Raw genomic sequence first — 18,562 nt, 5'->3', positions numbered from 1 at the left:
CCGTGGCGATGTCGCCTGCGTCGGTGCTGCTGGCCGTGTAGACCACCTGGCCCGCCCCGCTGTTCTCCACCACGGCGCCTGCCTGAGCGCCCGAGCTGATGCTGGGTGCCGATTCGTCCAGGTTGTTGACCGTCACGCTCAGAGTCTGTTCGCTGGCATTGCCCGCCGCATCGGTGGCGATCACCGCGAGGCTGTAGCTGGCTTTGCTCTCGAAGTCCGGGCTGCCCACCAGACTCACCGCCCCGGTGCTGGCATTGATGCTGAAGGCCGTGTGGTCGCCCACCGCCTTCAGGCTGTAGCGCACGGAGCTGGGGTCGGTCGCGTTGGCCGTGTGCAGCAGCCGGCCTGCGGCCACGTTCTCGTCCACGCTCAGCGCGACCTGCGGCGCGCCGAACTGCGGCGCCACGGTGTCCACGATGACCGAGACTTCGTCCCCCAGGTCCAGCCCGGTGTTCTCCACCACCACCTTGCCGCCTTCGATCAGCCCGGCCTGGGCCGTCGGCGCCAGCGTGGCCGTGCCACCGCTGAGCGTCAGTCCGGCCAGTACCTCATTCACGGTCTGCTGGCTGTTGCCGCCGTTGGCGACGTCTGCACCGGAGAAAGCGGCCAGGATCAGTCCATAGGTCTCGCCCTGGCTCAGTCCATCAACCGCATTGAAGGCCCCGCCATTGGTCGTCTGGACCGTCGTGCCATGCAAGGCTTCGAGGCCGAACAGCGTCGCGACGGACTTGTTGACACCGTCGACCACTGCCGTGGTCAGCGCTGCGCTACCGGCCTGCTCAACGGCCTTGTGATAGGCCAGCGTGGTCAGCACATTGAGGTTGACGGTCACCGTGGTGTTGGGCGTGCGCACCACCTCGATGCTGAACAGTTCGGCATTCAGGTCCTTGCCCACGCCGGACGCCTCGTCCAGATAGTCGGCCCCGGTATCGCTGTCGACAACGCGAGCGATCACCACCCCGATATAGCTGCCCACCGCGATCGAGAAGCTGCCGTCCGGATTGACCTTGGCTTCGCCCAGCTTGCTCACGCCATCGGCCGCAAAGACCGCCACCGTCAGACCGTTGCCCGCGATTACCGGGCCGCCGACGATGGTGCCCTTGACGAAGTTGGCCACAGCAGCCGGCGGCTCGGGCTCCGGTGCCGCTGTCGACGCGCCACCGCTGCCATCCGCAATCAGACCCAGGCCCAGCAGGCCGCCGCCGATCAGCTGGGGGAGATAGCCCGCCGCGTCATCGGAGGCCGCGCTCCAGATCAGTTGCTCGCCCGAGGCCAGTGTGGTCTGCGCGGGTGACATCGGCGTGATTGCCGCGCCCATGGCCTCCTCGTCCCCCGGCGTACCGGTGGGCAGGAACGCGACCCCCGGCTCGCCATAGAAATTCTCGATCTCGAGCTGCTCGCCCTCCAGCTCGACCAGCAGCGCATTGCCCTTACGCTTGAGCAGCAGACCCGGCACCGGCTTGCCGCTGGAAGGATCGAGCAAAGCGTACTGCGCCCCTGCCTCGGCATTGATTTTCAACAGCATGGCCGTCGACTGCTTGCTCAAGCTCCCGTCGGTGGAACGCTTCATCAAGTCCAGGCTAGACAGCTTGTTTTTGTGCCCGACGGGCTTGGCTTGTTGGGTCATGGTTTCCCTTGATGAAGATGGTCTCTGACTTGAGTTCGTTACATCTATGCGCAATTTATCTTACGGGGTAGACCTCCAATGCCTGAAGTGAATTGCCAATCACGGTGACTTTCGGCCCCCAATAGGCGGACAGCGCACAAACAGTGCCGCATTGGAGACGGTTCGGCCGGACGCGCATCAACAAGGCCCGGCATACGAGCCAGCCCCTGAGCACCATCGACAGGCGAGCGCTAGACTGGCCGCATGCGCAGCCCGCCTCCCCGCCCAGCAGCCCCCAATAGATTGGGGGCATGACCCATGGCCTACGGCGCCATGGTCGGCACCGCCAGCTACCGCTTCGCCGATCTGCGCGAGCTGCTGGCCAAGGCCTCGCCGGAGCGCTCGGGCGACCAGCTGGCCGGCATCGCCGCCGAGAGCGCCCGCGAACGGGTTGCCGCCCGCTTCGCATTGGCCGATCTGCCCTTGACGCGCTTCCTCAGCGAAGCCGTGATCCCCTATGAACAGGATCAGCTGACCCGGCTGATCATCGACGGCCACGACGCGGCCGCGCTGGCCCCCATCGCCCATCTGACGGTCGGCGGCCTGCGCGACTGGCTGCTGTCGGACGCCGCCACGCCCGAGGTGCTGACGGCCCTGGCCCCGGGTCTGACGCCCGAGATGGTCGCGGCGGTCAGCAAGCTGATGCGCAACCAGGACCTGATCCTGGTGGCCAGCCGCTGCCGGGTCGTCACCCGCTTTCGCTCGACCCTGGGCCTGCCCGGCCATCTGGCGGTGCGGCTGCAGCCCAACCACCCGACCGACAGCCCCGCCGGCATCGCCGCCAGCATCCTCGACGGGCTGATGCACGGCGCCGGCGATGCGGTGATAGGCATCAATCCGGCCGCCGACAGCGTGCCGGCGCTGTGCCGGCTGCTGCACCAGCTCGATGAGCTGATCCAGCGCCACCAGATCCCCACCCAGAGCTGTGTGCTGAGCCATGTCAGCAACACGCTGCAGGCGATCAAGCTGGGCGCGCCGGTGGATCTGGTGTTCCAGTCGATCGGCGGCAGCGAGGCCTGCAACCGCAGCTTCGGCGTCGACATCGCGCTGCTCGACGAGGCCCATGCAGCCGCCCGCGCGCTGGCGCGCGGCACGGTCGGCGACAACCTGATGTACTTCGAGACCGGCCAGGGCAGCGCGCTGTCGGCCGCGGCCCATCACGGCGTCGACCAGCAGACGCTGGAGACCCGCGCCTACGGGCTGGCACGGCGCTACCGGCCGCTCCTGGTCAACACGGTGGTCGGCTTCATCGGGCCCGAGTACCTGTTTGATGGCAAGCAGATCATCCGCGCCGGCCTGGAGGATCATTGCTGCGGCAAGCTGCTGGGCCTGCCCATGGGCTGCGACATCTGCTACACCAACCATGCCGAGGCCGACCAGGACGATATGGACAATCTGCTGGTGCTGCTGGCCAGTGCCGGTGTGAACTTCATCATGGGCGTGCCGGGCGCCGATGATGTGATGCTGAACTACCAGAGCAGCTCCCTCCACGACGCCCTGTTCCTGCGCCGCCTGCTCGGGCTCAAGCGCGCGCCGGAGTTCGAGGCCTGGCTGCAGCGCATGGGCATCAGCGGCAGCGACGGCGCGCTGCTGCCGCCGACCGCGCACCCGCGCCTGATGCCACCGCAGGGCTGGGCATGAGCGGGGACGACGAGCCCTGGGCCGAGCTGCGCCGCCACACGCCGGCCCGCATCGCGCTGGGCCGCAGCGGCAGCAGCCAGCGCACCGCTGACTGGCTGCGCTTCGCGGCCGACCATGCCCAGGCCCGCGATGCCGTGCATCTGCCGCTGGACGAGGCCGCGCTGCGGGCCGGTCTGATCGAGGATGGTTGGCCCGAGCCGCTGCTCGTGCACAGCCGCGCCGGCACACGCGCCGAGTATCTGCGCCGGCCCGATCTGGGCCGCCGGCTCGACGCGGCCGGTGCCGCCGCGCTGCATTCAAGGGCTGACGCGCCGGTCGAGCTGGCCCTGGTGCTGGGCGATGGTCTGTCGGCGGCGGCGCTGCAAGCCCATGCCCGCCCGCTGCTGCGGGCGCTGCGCGAGGCCCTGGCGCAGCGGCTGAGCATCGCGCCCCCGGTGCTGGCCCTGCAGGCCCGCGTCGCGCTGGGCGACGAGATCGGCGCGCTGCTGCAGGCCAAACTGGTGCTGGTGCTGATCGGCGAGCGGCCGGGCCTGAGCTCGCCCGACAGCCTGGGCGCCTATCTGACCCATGGGCCGGCGGTCGGCCGCCACGATGCGCAGCGCAACTGCGTCAGCAATATCCGCCCGGCCGGCCTTGCGCCGGCGCTGGCGGCGCAGCGCCTGGCTTGGCTGATCCAGGCCTCGCTGCGGCGCGGCCTCAGCGGCATCGCGCTGAAGGACGATAGCGAGGCAGCGCTGATCGCGGACCAGCCATGAAGGCCTTCAGCTCGGCTCCCGCGTGATCGCGCTCGCGCTCACGACCCGGTTGCGGCCGCTGCGCTTGGCTTCGTAGAGCGCCTCATCGGCCTGGCCATAGGCGGCATCGAAGCTGCTGCCACGCGGCAGGCAGGCCACGCCGAAACTGGCGCTCACCGCATGGCCACCCGGCAGGCCGAAGTCGTGGCCGGCGACCTTGCGGCGCAGGCTCTCGGCCAGCGCGACCGCCGCCTCGCAGCCGTCGTCGCGCAGCAGCACCGTGAACTCCTCGCCGCCGACCCGGCCGATATCGGCACCGGGCGGCACCTCGGCCTGCAGGCAGGCCACCACGCCGCGCAGCACCGCGTCACCGGTCGGGTGGCCGAAGCCGTCGTTGACGCGCTTGAAGTGGTCGATGTCCAGCACGATCAGCGCCACACCGTGCTGTGTCAGATAGCGGTTGGCCCGCTCGATGATGGCCGCGCGATTCAGCACACCGGTCAGCGAGTCGTGGGTGGCGCGGTATTCCAGCTCGCCGGCCAGCTCGTGCAGGCGCTGGTTGAGCCGGTTCATCTCCAGCTCCTCGCGGTCGCTGCGGCGCACCAGCCGGCGCGTCTCGCGCAGCAGCCGCTCATAGGCCAGGATCAGCTCACCCAGAGCCTGGTGGTGCCAGGCCCGCTCGTCGGCATAGGCATCGCGGGCCGCCGCCAGCGCGCGGATCTCCAGCTCGAACAGATCGTCCTCGGGTTGCGGCATGCGGTACATCATCGTTGTCGCACCCAGCTGCTGACGCGCGTTCACACCGTGCCGACCGGTTGCATCACGAACTCGATGGCCGGGAAGTCATCGACCAGCTCCTGACCGAACTCGTGGATGGTGTCGTCCTCGGCGTCGTGGAACCAGTGAAGGGTCACGCGGTTGCCGCCGGTCTCCACCGCCTCGGCCAGCGCCTCGATGATGTTGAACAGCATCTTGGTGCTGGAGCTGTTGAAGTAGGCCAGCGCGATATTGACGGTGATGGTGCGCTGCTTGCAGGAGCCCAGGTAGGCGCGCAGCTGGCGGATGATGTCGCCGTAGAAGGCGGCCGCGTTCTCGGGATAGGACTCGCCGCGCAGGCTCAGCACGCCCTCGTCGAAGCGGAAGTCCACCTCGGGCGAGCTGGGGCTGGCGGCGATATAGAGGGTGTTCTCCATGCCTGGGTTCTCGTGGTGGGGGATGGGAGCGGGCATCAGATGACCGCCCGCAGGGAGAGGACCTGGGTGTCAGGTCGGTCGTCCAGTGCTTCGATGCTGAAGGCCAGCGGCTCGCTGGCATCGCGTGCCATGGTCAGGAAACCCATGCCCGCGCCCTTGCTGCCCTCGGGCGTCTCGGCGCGCAGGCCGTCCCGGTAGGCTTTCTTGATCTCGTCCAGGGTCATGCTGCGCAGGCGCTCCAGCTTCTCGCGCAGCGCCTCGGCCAAGCCGGCCTCGACCGGGTTGGCGCACAGCAGCAGATAGCGGCCGTCGCGCTCGCTGATGCAGACCGAGCCGTGGCGAAGCTCGCGCTCGGTCTGGCTGCCGGGGGTCAGTGCATCGGCCGAGTAATGGATGATGTTCTGCGCCATCTCGATGAAGGAGGAGAACAGCTTGCGCCGTGTCGGCCCATCGACGCCGCTGACCTCCAGCTGCAGTTTCACCGCCTCGGCCATCGCCGCGATGATGTTCTGCGAGAAGTAGCCGACGTAGTAGAAGATCACCCGGTGGCGCTGCGCCAGGTCGAAGAAGGCTCCGTACTCTTGCACGATGGGAGCGGGGGAAGACATGATGGCAAAGACTCCTAGACGCGGAAACAGAAGAAGCTGAGGTCGTCGCGGCGGTGGTGCGGGCCTTGCCAGGCCTGCAGCGCGTCCAGCAGCGCACGGTTGATGTCGGCGGTCGGCCGCTCGCGCTGCGCCAGCAGCAGCTCGCGGATGCGGCGCTTGCCGAAGGCGATGGCCTTGGGGCCGCCGATCTGGTCGATCAGGCCGTCGGTGGTGACGAAGACCAGGCTGCCGGGCTGTAGCGGCACGCAGCGGTTGGTCCAGGCGAAGTCGATGTCGCTGTCCACATAGCCGACGCCCTTGCGCTCGCCGTCGATCATCTCGACGCCGGCTTGACCCGGGTGCAACAGGAACAGCGCGGTCTTGGCACCGGCAAAGCAGAGCTGGCGCTTGGCGGCGTCGAACCAGAAGCAGGCCGCGTCCATGCCATCGTCCGAACCGGGCGTCTCATCCTGGCCATCCACTTGCCCCAGCATCTGCTTGATGCTGCGGTTGACGCTGGACAGCAGCCGCGCCGGGTCGCGCGGGCCGTGCTGCTCGATGGCCTTGCTCAGCGTGATCGAGGCGATCAGGGTCATGAAGGCACCGGGCACGCCGTGGCCGGTGCAGTCGGCCACGGTGGCGAACCAGCCCTCGGGCATCGCGCTGAACTGGTAGAAGTCGCCGCCCACCACATCGCGCGGCTCCCACACCAGGTCGGCGTCCAGCCGGGTCTGGGCCAGGGCCTCGCGCGAGGTGCGCAGCATCGAGCGCTGGATCACGCTGGCGTACTCGATGCTGTGCATGACCTGGCGGTTGCGCGCCTCCTGCATATCGGCGACCACGCGCATCAGCGGCAGGCCCTGGCCGACCCCGGCGAAAACGCCGTCGCGGGTGATGATGAAGCCGTCGGTCAGCGCCTTCTCGCCAAAGGCGACCGCGCGCTGGGTCAGCTCCTCGATGGCCATGCCGGCGTCCACCACCAGCGGCTCCTTGTCCATGAAGGCGATGCAGCTCTTGCGGTTGTATATCTCGCGATGGAAGGGTCGGCTCATCTGCGAGAGAAAGATATTGCGGTTGATCAGCCCGATCGGCTGACCGCCCTCCACCACCGGCAAGCTCATCAGCTCGCGGTGCCGGGTGAACACCTCCATCACCTGCTCGTTGTTCTGATCGGTGCCGATGGCCGGCACGTCGATGCACAGATCGCCGGCGCTGGGCTGGCGGAATCTGGGGCGGTAGTCTTGCAGATAGGAAGCGGCAGCGGCGTCGGGCATGGCGGGCGCAGAGAAGCACAAGCCCGGGATGCTAGGCAGACCAGATCACATGGCTGTGACAACTCGTCACAAACTCGGCACCACCCGCCGCAAGGCGCACTTGCGTGACCAATGTCGCAGCCCGACCGCCCGGCTGCGGCGCCCGCGCAACGCTTCAGTGCAGCGCCGACAGGAACTGCTTGAGCTCGGGCGTTTGCGGCGCGCCGAAGATCGCCTCGGGCGACCCCATCTCGTGGATGCGCCCGGCATGCATGAAGACCACGCGATCGGCCACCTTGCGCGCGAAGTTCATCTCGTGCGTGACCATCAGCAAGGTCATGCCCTCGTCGGCCAGGCTCTCAACCACGCGCAGCACCTCGCCGACCAGCTCCGGGTCCAGCGCCGAGGTGATCTCGTCGCACAAGAGGATGCTGGGCTGCATCGCCAGCGCGCGCGCAATCGCACCGCGCTGCTGCTGGCCGCCGGAGAGCTGGTCCGGGAAGGCCTCGAACTTCTCGGCCAGGCCGACCCGCTCCAGCAGCTGGCGGGCCTGGCGCTCGCCCTCGGCCGTGCCCTGCTTCTTGACCAGGCTGGGCGCCAGCATCACATTGCGGCCCACGCTCAGATGCGGGAATAGATTGAAGCTCTGGAAGATCATGCCCACATGCTGGCGCAGCTCGCGCATCGCGCGCGCATTGCCGTGCAGCAGCGGCAGGCCGTCCACCAGCAGCTCGCCCTGCTGGAACTCCTCCAGCCCGTTGACACAGCGCAGCAGCGTACTCTTGCCCGAGCCGCTCTTGCCGATGATGGCAATCACCTCGCCGGGCTCGACCTCCAGATCGATGCCCTTGAGCACCTCGTTGGGGCCGTAGGACTTGCGCAGCGCGCGGATGCTGGCAGCGGGGGTGTGATCAGTGCTTGTTGACATTCAATTTCCTCTCCAGCGAGCGGGCATAAAAGCTCACCGGGAAACACAGCGAGAAGTACATCAGCGCGACGCAGCTATAGACCAGAAAGGGCTGGAAGGTGGCATTGCTGATCATCGTGCCGGCCTTGGTCAGCTCGACAAAGCCGATCACCGAGGCCAGCGCCGTGCCCTTGATGACCTGGACCAGAAAGCCCACCGTCGGCGCGATCGCCATGCGGCCGGCCTGCGGCAGCACGATGTGGCGCAGTTGCTCGCCAAAGCTCATCGCCAGGCTCTGCGCCGCCTCCCACTGCCCCTTGGGCACAGCCCGCACGCAACCCTGCCAGATCTCGGCCAGGAAGGCACTGGTGTAGAGCGTCAGCGCCAGCGCGGCCGCCGTCCAGACCGAGGTCTCGAAGCCCAGCAGCGCCATGCCGAAGTAGGCCAGGAAGAGCTGCATCAGCAAGGGCGTGCCCTGGAACAGCTGCACATAGCCGCCCACCAGGGCCTGAGCGCCGGGCCAGCGCGCGGTGCGCGCCACCAGTAGCGCCAGGCCCACCAGGCCGCCGCCGACAAAGGCGATCAGCGACAGCACGACAGTCCAGCGCACGGCCATCAGCAGATTGCGGACGATGTCCCACAGACTGAACTCAACCACGACGATGTCCTCCAAAAAGGAAACGCGGCCCCAGCCAGTTCAGTAGGCTGCGCAGCGCAATGGCCAGCAGCAGATAGATGGCGGTGGCAACGATGAAGGACTCGAAGGCGCGGAAGTTGCGGCTCTGGATCAGGTTGGCTGCGTAGCTCAGCTCCTCGGTGGCGATCTGGCCGCAGACGGCCGAGCCCAGCATCACGATGATGATTTGGCTCACCATCGAGGGCCAGACCCGGCGCAGCGCCGGCGGGAGCAGCACATGGAGGAAGACCTGGGCCCGGCTCAGCGCCAGGCTCAGCCCGGCCTCGGTCTGGCCGCGCGAGGTCGACGCAATGCCGCCGCGCACGATCTCGCCGGCATAGGCGCCCAGATTGACCACCATCGCGATCACCGAGGCGGTCTCCGGCGTCAGCTTGACGCCGGCCGCCGGCAGGCCGAAGAACACGAAGAAGAGCTGGACGATGAAGGGCGTGTTGCGGATCGCCTCCACATAGCCGGTCGCCAGCCAGCGCAGCGGCGCTGGACCGTCCAGCCGGGCCCAGGCGCAGGCCACGCCTAGACCCACGCCCAGCAGCGCCGCGATCGCGGTCAGGCCCAGGGTCCAGGCCACCCCGGTCAGCAGCAGCCGCCACTCGGCCAGCACGGCCAAGAAGTCAAACGTGATCACAGCGGCAGATCACCGGCGCCACGGCCCAGCCACTTCTTGGACAGGGCCTCGATGCTGCCGTCCTTCTTGGCCGCCGCGATGATCTCGTTGACCTTCGCCAGCAAGGCGTCCTCGCCCTTGGCAACGCCGATGAAGCAGGGGCTGTCCTTGAGCAGCAGCTTGTACTCGGCACCCAGCTGCGGATTACGCTGCGCCATCAGACCGGCGGCCGACGCGCTGGTCGCGATCAGCTGGGTCTGGCCGGCCACATAGGCGGCCACCGTCGCGTTATTGTCCTCGAAGCGCTTGATCTGCAGGCTGGCCGGCGCCACCTTGCCCAGCTCCTGGTCTTCCATCGCGCCACGGGTCACAGCGACGGTCTTGCCGGCCAGATCCTCCCAGCTCTTGACCGCCATGGCCTTGGGTCCGAACACGGCCTGGTAGAACGGCGCATAGGCGGCGCTGAAATTGATCACCTTCTCGCGCTCCGGGTTCTTGCCCAGGGTCGAGATCACCAGATCGGCCTTCTTGGTCTGCAAATAGGGAATGCGATTGGCGCTGGTGACCGGCACCAATTCGAGCTTGACGCCCAGCTTGGCGGCGATCAGCCGGGCCATCTCGATGTCCAGGCCCTGCGGCGCCATATCGGTGCCGACAAAACCGTAGGGCGGGTAGTCGGTCGGGATCGCGATATTGATCTGCTTCTTGGCCAGGATGCCGTCCAGCGCGGTCTGCGCCTGGGCCGAAAATGCACCAAAAAGTGTCACAAGGGCCAGGCTGGTGTGCAAAAAGGGGCGGCGTTGCATGCAATGGACTCCGGGTTGGTGATGACTGTCACAAGCTTGTGCAAAACCCATGCCACGGCTTTGGATTTTTTGAACGCTGTGATCAATCGCCGCCACCCTCCGGCGCCGCAACGAGGCCCACACTGAGGCCATGGCCTCAACCCGACTTCCCACCTACTTCCTGTCCCATGGCGGCGGCCCCTGGCCCTATATGGACGGCCCCTTCCGTGAGAACTTCCACCAGCTGGAGGCCTCGCTGAAGGCCATCCCGGCCGAGCTGGGCAGCAAGCCCCGCGCGGTGCTGATGATCTCCGGGCACTGGGAGGCGCAGCAGTTCAGCCTGATGGCGGCCGAGCGGCCGCCCATGGTCTATGACTACGGCGGCTTCCCGGCGCACACCTATTCGATCCGCTACCCGGCACCGGGCGACCCGGCGCTGGCCAGGCAGGTCAAGTCCTTGATCGAGAACGCCGGCCTGCCCAGTGCACTGGATGAGCAACGCGGCTTCGACCATGGTGCGTTCACGACCCTGTTCCCGATGTACCCCGAGGCCGAGGTGCCCGTGGTGCAGCTGTCCATGCTGCAGGGCTACGACCCGGCCACCCATCTGGCGCTGGGCCGGGCGCTGGCGCCGCTGCGCGACGAGGGCGTGCTGATCATCGGCAGCGGGCTGAGCTATCACAATCTGCGCGCCTTCGGCCCGGCGGCCAAGACGGCCTCGGGCCAGTTCGACGCCTGGCTGCAGCAGACCCTGTTGCAGACCCCGCCGGCCGAGCGCAGCGCGCTGCTGACACAGTGGAGCGCGGCGCCCGCGGCCCGCCAGGCCCATCCGCGCGAGGATCACCTGATCCCGCTGATGGTGGCGGTCGGCGCCGCCGAGCAAGAAGCCGGCGCGCTGATCTATCACGAGAGCGCCTTCATGGGCGGCGTCACCGCCTCGAGCTTCCGCTTCGGCGCCCTGCCCGGCTGACGCCGGGCTCAGGCCAGCGTGCGCTGCATGAAGCGGGCCCCGGGCCCGAAGCTGGCCAGCTTGGCGGCCAGCGTGGCCGAGAGCTGCTGCAGCGAGGCATAGCCCTGGCGCTGCCAGAAGGTCTCGGCCCCCTGCACGGCCACCAGGCCCAGGGTCTTCAGGCCCAGATCGCCGGCCCGGCGCTCCAGATGCTCGACCAGGCGGCGCGCCAGCCCCAGCGAGCGGCCGGCCGGCGCCACGGCCAGATCATGCAGATACAGCAGGCGCGGCTCGGCCGGCAGCTGCAGGCTTTGCGCATTCAGCGCCGGCAGGCTGTCATGGCACAGCGGCAGGCCCACCAGATAGGCCAGCGGCTGCTCGCCGCGCCAGGCCATCCAGCAGGTCCGGTAAGGCTCGGCGGCGCGCAGCTTGGCCGCGAAGGCCTGCGCATCTTCCAGAAAAGCGGCGCCGTAGCACTGGGCCTGCAAAGCCAGCACCGCCGGCACATCGGCCGCCGACAGCGGCCTCAGAACAATCTCAGACATTGAAGAGAACCAGTAACTGTGCGCCAAGCGGCGTGAAGATCAGCACAAAGCCCAGCACATTGACGATCACCGTCAGCCAGAACAGGCGCAGGAACTCCGGCTTGTTGGACTTGTGGCGCAGGATGTGCTGGGCCAGCAGCGCGCCGGGCCAGCCGCAGGCCAGGGCCAGGCCATGCAGCGTGCCCTCGGCAACCCGCCACTGGTTCAGGCGCGCGGCCCGCTTGTCGCCGGCGTAGACGATGAAGGTCGCCAGGCTCATCGCCAGATAGGCACCCCACAGCGCACGCGGCAGTTCGAAGGCCAGCTGGCAGATCAGCACCAGCGCCGCAAAGCCCGGCACCAGCCACAGGCTCAGGCCACGCCGGGCCTCGCGCCGCGAGCGCTCGCGCTCCAGCGCGGTCGGTCCGGCCGGGGCCGCCGGCTTGGGCTCCAGGCTTTGCACCTTCAGCGCGCGCGGCTTGCCCTGGGCGTCCTCGCCCGGCTGATAGCTCAGGCGTTCGCCGACAAACGGCCGGCGTGCGCGCAGGCCAAAGGCCTTGATATGGACGAAGAGCTTGGCCCCCCCGGCGTCCGGGGCGATGAAGCCATAGCCCTTGGCGTCGTCCCACTGGATCAGTTTTCCGTTGGCTCGCATCACGCTGTCATTAAAAAAGCCCGCTGACGCGGGCTCTTGCCTTACGGGAGTCTAGCTCCGTTCAGCGGCCGAAACCGCTGCGGCGCGGTGCGCCGGCCGGCGGGCCGTTGCGCTTGGCACCCGGGCCGCCGGGGCCGCGGCGATCGCCACCGAAGGAGGGACGCTCGCTGAAGCCGGCGCCACCACGCGGCTCGAAATTGCCACCGCTACGGGGGGCAAAGTCGCGGGCCGTGAAATTCGGCTTGTTGCCGAAGCTGGGCTTGCCGCCGAAGGCCGGCTTGTCGCCATAGCTCGGACGATCACCACGCGGAGCGAAGTTGCGATCGGCATTGTTGCCACGGAACTCGCCGCGCGGCTCGAAGCCTTCCGAACGCGGGGCCGCATCGCGGTGCTGGAAGGGCTTGCCGCCTTCACGGGCGAACGAGGGCTTGGGGCCGTCACGATGGAAGGGCTTGCCACCACCAAAGGTCTTGCCGCCGCCACCGAACTTGTTGCCCCAGGCCGGGCGGGCGCCACGGTCCTCGAAACCACCACCGGCACCGGCCGGACGCGGCGGGAAGATGCGCGGTTCTTGCGTCTTCGGCTCCAGGCCGGCGATCTGCGCCACCGGGATGGTCTGGGTCGTGAACTGCTGAATGCGGCGGATCATCGACACATCGTCACGCACGGCCAGCGTCACGGCCAGGCCGGCGCGGCCGGCACGGCCGGTACGGCCGATGCGGTGCACATAGTCCTCAGCCTTCATCGGCAGACCGTAGTTGATCACGTGGGTGATGGTCGGCACGTCGATGCCGCGGGCGGCGACATCGGTGGCCACCAGCACGCGCACTTCGCGACGGCGCAGCGCCATCAGCACGCGGTTGCGACGGCCTTGCGGCATGCCGCCGTGCAGCGGCGCGACCGAGTGGCCGATCTCCTGCAGGCGCTCGGCCAGCCAGTCGGCGTCGCGCTGGGTCGAGGTGAACACCACGGCCTGGTCCAGCTCGGGCTCGGCCAGGATGGCCTCCAGCAGCTGATCCTTGTGGTTGTTGTTGTCGGCCCAGTGCAGGCGCTGGGTGATGTTCTCGTGGGTGTCGGTGTGCGAGGCGACATCGACGCGCAGCGGGTCACGCAGCAGGTCATGGGCCAGGCGGCCGACGTGGCCGGCGAAGGTGGCGCTGTACATCACGGTCTGGCGGGCCGCCGGGATGCGCTCGGCGATCACCTTGATGTCGTCGATGAAGCCCATGTCCAGCATGCGGTCGGCTTCGTCGAGCACCAGCATCTCGACATTGTCGAGCACGGCCTTGCCGGACTGCAGATGGTCCAGCAGACGGCCGGGGGTGGCGATCAGGATATCCAGCGGGCCGGACAGCTGCTTGATCTGCAGCGCGTAAGGCATGCCGCCCAGCACGGTGGACAGCTTCAGGCCCGGCACATGGCGGCCGTAGGTCTGGGCGGCCTTGGCCACTTGCATGGCCAGTTCGCGGGTCGGGGTCAGCACCAGGATGCGGGGGCCGAAGATCTTGCCCTTTTCACGGCGGGTGTTGTTGTCACCGCGGGTGTCCAGGATCTTCTGCAGCGCCGGCAGGATGAAGGAGGCGGTCTTGCCCGAGCCGGTGCGCGAGGACACCATCAGGTCCTGGCCGTTGAGGCCCGGCGGGATCGCCTGGGCTTGCACTTCGGTCGCGGTTTCGTAGCCGGAGTCTTTCACGGCGCGCAACAGGGACTCGTGCAGGCCTAGATTTTCAAAGCTCATATCTTCTTTCAACAAAGCCGTGCCCTGCCCCGGTCTTGGCGGGACAACAGCACGCGCCTGCCGCGCCAAATCAATAGGGCGCGGTCAAGCCAGTAAAGTCGCTGGGAGAAAGCTCGCGTCGCACACCTTCTTTTCGCGCGGCTCAACAAGAATGAGCCAGGCCTGGTGCGGCGCCGGGGAACAGTCATAGCGACGGCATCGCCGCCGACCGAACCCGAAGGGTGCTCAGCGCGTCGTATGAAGCCCGGTGACGATCACCGGATACGGCCTGAACGTGGTCAGAGGAGACGAACGAACCGTTGCAGACAGCGCTGCAACGAAGCCGCGACTATAGCACGCTAGGGAAAATACTAGCAAGCGCGGCTTGACTATTTGTTGGCGGGGCGGCGGTTCGCGTGAAGATCACACACCGCCCCGCAGCATCACATCAGCTCGATCAAGGCCACCAGCGCCTGCATGAAGCGCTGCAAGGCCTCGCCACCGAGCAGCTGCAGGCTGAGGTCGCCGTCCAGACCGCAGGCCGGCATTTCCGGCCAGCTGTCCTGCAGCGCCAGCATCGCGCTCTCGATGCCGCCCTGGGCCAGCAGCTGCAGCAGCGGCAGGCCATGGGTCTCCTCGCCGGCCACCAGGCCCAGGCGCTGCTCCAGCAAGGCCTCGCCCCAAGGCAGTTCCAGACTGATCAGGCCGACGCCGCTCACGCGCAGATCCAGGCCGGCACCGGCCGCATCGCTGCACAGCAGCAGCGGGCTGCGTGAGTCCTCGCGCCAGCGCGCCGCCTGCGAGCGGCGTTCGGCCAGCCCGGTGGCGGCCGACAGCTGCACACAGGGCAGACCGGCGGCCTGCAGCCGCGCGGCCAGCAGGGCCAGACCATCATCCCACTGGCTGCAGACCACCAGCTTGCTCACCGCCCCGGCCAACAGTTCGCGCGCCAGCGCCAGCACCGCCTCCAGACGCGGCGCCGGCCCCTCGGCCGCCGCGTCGGCCAGCGCCGGGCTGATCGCCAAACGGCGCAGCCCCTGCAAGCCGCGCAGCAGCTGGAGCTGCTCCGCATCGGCCAGATAGGCACTGCGCTGCCAGCGCGCGACGCTGTGACGCAGCGGCGCCAGCAGCGCGGCCTGCAAGCCTTGCTGCTGCGCACTCAAGGGCTGGGCCCGCAGCTGCACCAGCGCAGGCGGCAACGCCAGCTCGCTGCCGGCACGGCTGAGCATCACCCGCTCCAGGCTTTGCGCCAGCCGAGCCGGTGCGGCCAGGGCCAGCAGCTGACCCTGGGCATCGTGGCGCAGATGACGCTCATGCAGGGCCGCCAGCGCACCGCTGCGGTTGTGGTCGAGCAGCTCGACCAGGCGCAGCAGGGTGGCCGGCTGCTCCTGCGGCAGCTGGCTGGCCAGCAACAGCAGGAAACCTTCCGGCAGCTGCTGCAGCCGGGCCACCGCGCCCTCGCCCAGGCGCTGGGCCTCGTCGACGATGACCAGCTCGGGCGCCCAGGCCTGCAGCGGGGCCAGGTCTTGCTCCAGCGCGCCCAGGGCGGCGATCTTGATCTCGGCCGGCGCCTGCCATTGCTGGGCCCGCTGCGCGGCATCGCCCCAGACCAGGCTCGCGCTGCGCGTGCTCAGCGACTGCGCCTCCGCGAGCCAGCGGCTCTGGGCCGACTCGGCGCACAGCAGCAGCACACGTTCGACGCCGAAATGGCGCTGCATCAGCTCGGCCGCAGCCAGGCCGGTCGGCTGCATGCCCAGCTGCAGATCGTCGGCCACCAGGGCGCGGCCGGCACAGGCTGCGAACAGGGCGGCTTCCAGCTGATGCTGGGGCAGCGGCAGTTTCAGGAGGCTGCGCAGGTCTGGGCTGGCCATGCCTTGCTGATAGGCCTCGGCCAGGCGCAGCATGCGCTGGCGGGCATCGCGGCCCTCGGCCAGCTGAATCCAGACCGCGTCGTCGACACGCAGCTCATGCCCATGTTGGGCGGCCAGTGCCAGCAGGCCCGGCAAGGCATCGCCCTGCTGATCCTGCGGCAGCGCGATCAAGGCCTCGGCGGCCTGGCGCAGCGCAGCCGGGCAGTGGCGGCCGGCATGCCAGTGCAGCTGGCGACGCAGCCCGTACTGCAACCACAGCTCGCTGTGCTCGGTCTGCCAGCCCTCGACCAGCGCGGCCTGGCCCTCGGCATCGTCCTGGAGGGCCAGCAGCGCAAAGCCCAGATGCTCGCAGCTGCCGTGCTGGGCATAGCCCGCGCAGCTGCAGCTGGCCGCCGACACCCCGCCGCCACGCAGCAACACCTGCCAGCGCTGGCCGGTGGCCAGCAGCTCGACCTGCAGCGGGCTGCCGAACCAGGGGCCTTGGCGATGCAATGCAAAGCGGGCAGGCGGGGCCGGCGGCGGTGCAACAGGCGCGGGCGCTGCAGGCTTGCGGGCCACCGGCTTGGCCGCTGCCTTCTTCTTGGCGACGGGCTTGATCGCCTCCACGACCGGCTCGGGCGCCACGGGCGGCTGGGCCACTGATTTTTTGGCCGCAGGCTTCGCCACGACCTTCTTGGCTGGCGCAGCCTTTTTGGCCGGAGCGCTCACCGCGGGCTCGACTGCGGCTGCCACATTGACGGCAGCCTTTTTGACAGCGACCTTTTTTGCCGGGTCCTTCTTTGCGGCCGCTTTCTTTGCGGGCGCAGCCTTGGCCGCAACCGGCGCCGGCACCGGTTCGGCCTGCGTGACCGTCTTCTCAGCGGCCGCCTTCGCAACCGCCTTCACAACCGTTTTTACAACCGTCTTCACGGTCTTGGTCGCAGCTTTGCTAGCTGTCTTGACAGGCGCGGCCGGTGCCTTCTTCGCAGCCGGCTTCTTCTTCTCGATGGCTGCGGCTTTCTCAACCGTTTTCACGGCTGTGGTGGTCTTCTTGGCAGCTGTCTTGCCGGCAGCGGTTGCCGCCGTCTTCTTGACCGGCGCCGTCTCGGCAACAACAGGGGTGGCGGCGCTCGCGGTGCGGCGCGTCTTCGGTGGCGTGGCCATGGCTATGAATGGGGTTCAGGGTTGGACGGCAGAGCTGCCATCGTGATCGGGACGGAGCATGCGCGCTGGGCACCAGCCGCGCAAGCTGTTGAAGAAAGCCAGCGCCTGGGCGCGGGCCAGATCGGTCTTGAGCAGCCGGGCCTCATGCAGACGGCCCTGCTGCAGCAGTTCTTCGCGCAGCACGCCGGGCAGCAGCCCGGCCGCCAGGCGCGGCGTCAGCCAGCGGCCATCGAGCTGCAGCGCGATATTGCCGAAGGTGCATTCGGTCAGCTCGCCGTCGGCATTCCACAGCAGCATATCGAAGGCCTCGGCCGGCTTGGCCGCCGCAAAGGCCTCATAGGCCTCGCGGCGGGTGGTCTTGTGCTGCAGGAACTCGGCGCCCGGGCCATCGGTCGTGATGGCCGACGCCGCCAAGGCCAGCGTCACCGGCAGCGCTGTCGGCGCCAGCGGGGCGATCTCGGTGACGACCCGCCCCTGCGCATCGCTGCTCAGCCGCACCCGCCACTGGCCTTGATCATGGCTCTCGGCCAGCCGGGCCAGCGCCTCGCGCACCGCCCCCTGCGACAGGCGCAGGCCGAAGTGCTGGGCCGTGCGCTGCAGACGGGCCAGATGGCCGGCCTGGCGCGGATAGTCGCCGTCGGACAGCAGCAGGGTTTCGAGCGCCGCGATCGGGCGCTGGGCGCGCAGCAGAAAGCGGGTCTTGGCGCGCCACTCGGCCACCTCGGCGGCCGGCTGCGAATCCAGCGTGATGCCGCTGCCGATGCCGCATTGCAAGGTGCCGTCGGGCCGCTGCTCGACCGTGCGGATAGGCACATTGAAGGTGGCCGCGCCGCCCGGCTGCAGCAGGCCCAGCGCGCCGCAATACCAGCCGCGTGCCTCGGGCTCCAGCTCGGCAATGATCTGCATCGCCCGCACCTTGGGCGCGCCGGTGACGCTGCCGCAGGGAAACAGCGCCGCGAACAGCTCGGACAGCTTCAGGCCCGGGCGGCTGACGGCGGTGACCGTCGAGGTCATCTGCCAGACGGTCGGCAGACCGTGCAGCTCGAACAGGCGCGGCACCCGCACCGAGCCCAGGCTCGCGACCCGGCTCAGATCGTTGCGCAGCAGGTCGACGATCATCAGGTTCTCGGCGCGTTCCTTCTCGCTGGTGCGCAGATAGGCTTGCGCGGCCTCGTCGCTGGCGCGGTCATGGCCGCGCGGCGCCGTGCCCTTCATCGGCTGGGCCCCGAGCAGCCAGGTGTGGCGGGTATCGGGCAGCGGCCGCCAGTCGAAGAACAGCTCGGGCGAGACGCTGGCCACGCCCTGCCCGCTCGCGCCGCGCAGGAATAGCGAGAAGCCGCCCGGCTGGGCCGCATGCAGGGCCAGGAACAACTCGGCCAGATCAACGCCCTCCGCCAGCTCGGCGTTCAGGCGGGTCGTCAGATTGACCTGGTAGCAATCGCCGCTGCGTATCCATTCGCGGATGCGCTCGATATCGGTGCACGAGCGGGCGTCGTCCTGGCGGTCCAGCCAGTCGCCGCAGAGTCGCCCCGCAGCGCCGGCCTCGGGCCAAGGCCGGGGCGCTTCGGTATAGACGGCGAACTCGGCCAGCGGGCCGCCCGCCGCATGGGTCTGCAGCGCGCCGTCAAGCGCGCCG

Annotated in this window: 18 protein-coding genes; 4 read left to right on the top strand and 14 right to left on the bottom strand. The window is 68.7% G+C overall.

Features of this window, described 5'->3' with window-relative positions; genetic code table 11:
• On the bottom strand, positions 1-1,570 hold a 1,570-nt coding region (locus PO768_RS22780), incomplete at its 3' end, for a cadherin repeat domain-containing protein (protein WP_272647879.1).
• A 354-nt stretch (positions 1,571-1,924) separates the two neighbouring features.
• On the opposite strand from PO768_RS22780, the gene PO768_RS22775 reads away from it, so the two are divergent.
• The gene (locus PO768_RS22775) at positions 1,925-3,307 is read left to right on the top strand and encodes an ethanolamine ammonia-lyase subunit EutB (RefSeq protein WP_272647878.1); all 1,383 of its coding nucleotides are present in this window, start codon (positions 1,925-1,927) and stop codon (positions 3,305-3,307) included.
• Positions 3,304-4,062, top strand: coding sequence for an ethanolamine ammonia-lyase subunit EutC (eutC, locus tag PO768_RS22770; RefSeq protein WP_272647877.1), 759 nt, complete (start codon positions 3,304-3,306; stop codon positions 4,060-4,062). Before PO768_RS22775 ends, eutC begins: the two co-directional genes overlap by 4 nt.
• Positions 4,063-4,068: 6 nt before the next feature.
• On the opposite strand, the gene PO768_RS22765 is transcribed toward eutC, so the two are convergent.
• The 8 genes from PO768_RS22765 to PO768_RS22730 all read right to left on the bottom strand — a co-directional run bounded on the left by PO768_RS22765 (position 4,069) and on the right by PO768_RS22730 (position 10,088).
• Complete coding sequence (locus tag PO768_RS22765) at positions 4,069-4,797, bottom strand: GGDEF domain-containing protein (RefSeq protein ID WP_262970745.1); 729 nt, start codon at positions 4,795-4,797, stop codon at positions 4,069-4,071.
• Between the two features lie 41 nt (positions 4,798-4,838).
• On the bottom strand, positions 4,839-5,234 hold the full coding sequence (locus tag PO768_RS22760) for a DUF1987 domain-containing protein (protein WP_272647876.1): 396 nt from the start codon (positions 5,232-5,234) through the stop codon (positions 4,839-4,841).
• 35 nt (positions 5,235-5,269) lie between these two features.
• Positions 5,270-5,842: a SiaB family protein kinase gene (locus PO768_RS22755; RefSeq protein WP_272647875.1), complete on the bottom strand. Its 573-nt coding sequence runs from the start codon at positions 5,840-5,842 to the stop codon at positions 5,270-5,272.
• 14 nt (positions 5,843-5,856) lie between these two features.
• The gene (locus PO768_RS22750; RefSeq protein WP_272647874.1) at positions 5,857-7,095 is read right to left on the bottom strand and encodes a SpoIIE family protein phosphatase; all 1,239 of its coding nucleotides are present in this window, start codon (positions 7,093-7,095) and stop codon (positions 5,857-5,859) included.
• A gap of 154 nt (positions 7,096-7,249) precedes the next feature.
• Positions 7,250-8,002, bottom strand: coding sequence for an amino acid ABC transporter ATP-binding protein (locus PO768_RS22745; protein WP_272647873.1), 753 nt, complete (start codon positions 8,000-8,002; stop codon positions 7,250-7,252).
• Entirely contained in the window at positions 7,986-8,639 is a 654-nt protein-coding gene (locus PO768_RS22740; RefSeq protein ID WP_137942123.1) for an amino acid ABC transporter permease, read from the bottom strand. Before PO768_RS22740 ends, PO768_RS22745 begins: the two co-directional genes overlap by 17 nt.
• The gene (locus PO768_RS22735) at positions 8,632-9,300 is read right to left on the bottom strand and encodes an amino acid ABC transporter permease (protein WP_262970743.1); all 669 of its coding nucleotides are present in this window, start codon (positions 9,298-9,300) and stop codon (positions 8,632-8,634) included. The genes PO768_RS22740 and PO768_RS22735 overlap by 8 nt, the downstream gene beginning before the upstream one ends.
• A complete protein-coding gene (locus PO768_RS22730; RefSeq protein ID WP_272647872.1) occupies positions 9,300-10,088 on the bottom strand; it encodes a transporter substrate-binding domain-containing protein in 789 nt (262 codons plus the stop codon). The genes PO768_RS22735 and PO768_RS22730 overlap by 1 nt, the downstream gene beginning before the upstream one ends.
• A gap of 130 nt (positions 10,089-10,218) precedes the next feature.
• On the opposite strand from PO768_RS22730, the gene PO768_RS22725 reads away from it, so the two are divergent.
• A complete protein-coding gene (locus tag PO768_RS22725; protein ID WP_272647871.1) occupies positions 10,219-11,037 on the top strand; it encodes a DODA-type extradiol aromatic ring-opening family dioxygenase in 819 nt (272 codons plus the stop codon).
• Between the two features lie 8 nt (positions 11,038-11,045).
• On the opposite strand, the gene PO768_RS22720 is transcribed toward PO768_RS22725, so the two are convergent.
• The 4 genes from PO768_RS22720 to PO768_RS22705 all read right to left on the bottom strand — a co-directional run bounded on the left by PO768_RS22720 (position 11,046) and on the right by PO768_RS22705 (position 16,389).
• Entirely contained in the window at positions 11,046-11,561 is a 516-nt protein-coding gene (locus tag PO768_RS22720) for a GNAT family N-acetyltransferase (protein ID WP_137942119.1), read from the bottom strand.
• Positions 11,554-12,195, bottom strand: coding sequence for a DUF1294 domain-containing protein (locus PO768_RS22715; protein WP_137942118.1), 642 nt, complete (start codon positions 12,193-12,195; stop codon positions 11,554-11,556). Before PO768_RS22715 ends, PO768_RS22720 begins: the two co-directional genes overlap by 8 nt.
• A gap of 61 nt (positions 12,196-12,256) precedes the next feature.
• Positions 12,257-13,933, bottom strand: coding sequence for a DEAD/DEAH box helicase (locus PO768_RS22710; RefSeq protein ID WP_137942117.1), 1,677 nt, complete (start codon positions 13,931-13,933; stop codon positions 12,257-12,259).
• Between the two features lie 422 nt (positions 13,934-14,355).
• Positions 14,356-16,389, bottom strand: coding sequence for a helicase-related protein (locus PO768_RS22705; protein ID WP_272647870.1), 2,034 nt, complete (start codon positions 16,387-16,389; stop codon positions 14,356-14,358).
• Here PO768_RS22705 and PO768_RS22700 point away from each other — a divergent pair.
• Positions 16,376-16,972, top strand: a complete 597-nt coding sequence (locus PO768_RS22700) for a hypothetical protein (protein WP_272647869.1) — start codon at positions 16,376-16,378, stop codon at positions 16,970-16,972. The genes PO768_RS22705 and PO768_RS22700 overlap by 14 nt on opposite strands.
• Here the strand turns inward: PO768_RS22700 and PO768_RS22695 are convergent.
• Positions 16,942-18,562, bottom strand: a 1,621-nt coding sequence (locus PO768_RS22695; RefSeq protein WP_272647868.1) for a bifunctional chorismate-binding protein/class IV aminotransferase, incomplete at its 5' end; no start/stop codon positions are given. The two genes, PO768_RS22700 and PO768_RS22695, sit on opposite strands and share 31 nt — an antisense overlap.

This window comes from Paucibacter sp. XJ19-41 (assembly GCF_028462495.1).
In the GTDB taxonomy this organism is placed as follows: domain Bacteria; phylum Pseudomonadota; class Gammaproteobacteria; order Burkholderiales; family Burkholderiaceae_C; genus Roseateles_E.
Note: the sequence above shows the minus strand (reverse complement) of the source record. Positions and strands in the feature narration are given on the sequence as shown.

Coding starts and splice junctions, on each gene's coding strand:
- PO768_RS22720 (WP_137942119.1), bottom strand. CDS start 11,561: ATGTCTGAGATTGTTCTGAGGCCGCTGTCGGCGGCCGATGTGCCGGCG.
- PO768_RS22725 (WP_272647871.1), top strand. CDS start 10,219: ATGGCCTCAACCCGACTTCCCACCTACTTCCTGTCCCATGGCGGCGGC.
- PO768_RS22750 (WP_272647874.1), bottom strand. CDS start 7,095: ATGCCCGACGCCGCTGCCGCTTCCTATCTGCAAGACTACCGCCCCAGA.
- PO768_RS22730 (WP_272647872.1), bottom strand. CDS start 10,088: ATGCAACGCCGCCCCTTTTTGCACACCAGCCTGGCCCTTGTGACACTT.
- PO768_RS22775 (WP_272647878.1), top strand. CDS start 1,925: ATGGCCTACGGCGCCATGGTCGGCACCGCCAGCTACCGCTTCGCCGAT.
- PO768_RS22765 (WP_262970745.1), bottom strand. CDS start 4,797: ATGCCGCAACCCGAGGACGATCTGTTCGAGCTGGAGATCCGCGCGCTG.
- PO768_RS22755 (WP_272647875.1), bottom strand. CDS start 5,842: ATGTCTTCCCCCGCTCCCATCGTGCAAGAGTACGGAGCCTTCTTCGAC.
- PO768_RS22760 (WP_272647876.1), bottom strand. CDS start 5,234: ATGGAGAACACCCTCTATATCGCCGCCAGCCCCAGCTCGCCCGAGGTG.
- PO768_RS22745 (WP_272647873.1), bottom strand. CDS start 8,002: ATGTCAACAAGCACTGATCACACCCCCGCTGCCAGCATCCGCGCGCTG.
- eutC (WP_272647877.1), top strand. CDS start 3,304: ATGAGCGGGGACGACGAGCCCTGGGCCGAGCTGCGCCGCCACACGCCG.
- PO768_RS22715 (WP_137942118.1), bottom strand. CDS start 12,195: ATGCGAGCCAACGGAAAACTGATCCAGTGGGACGACGCCAAGGGCTAT.
- PO768_RS22710 (WP_137942117.1), bottom strand. CDS start 13,933: ATGAGCTTTGAAAATCTAGGCCTGCACGAGTCCCTGTTGCGCGCCGTG.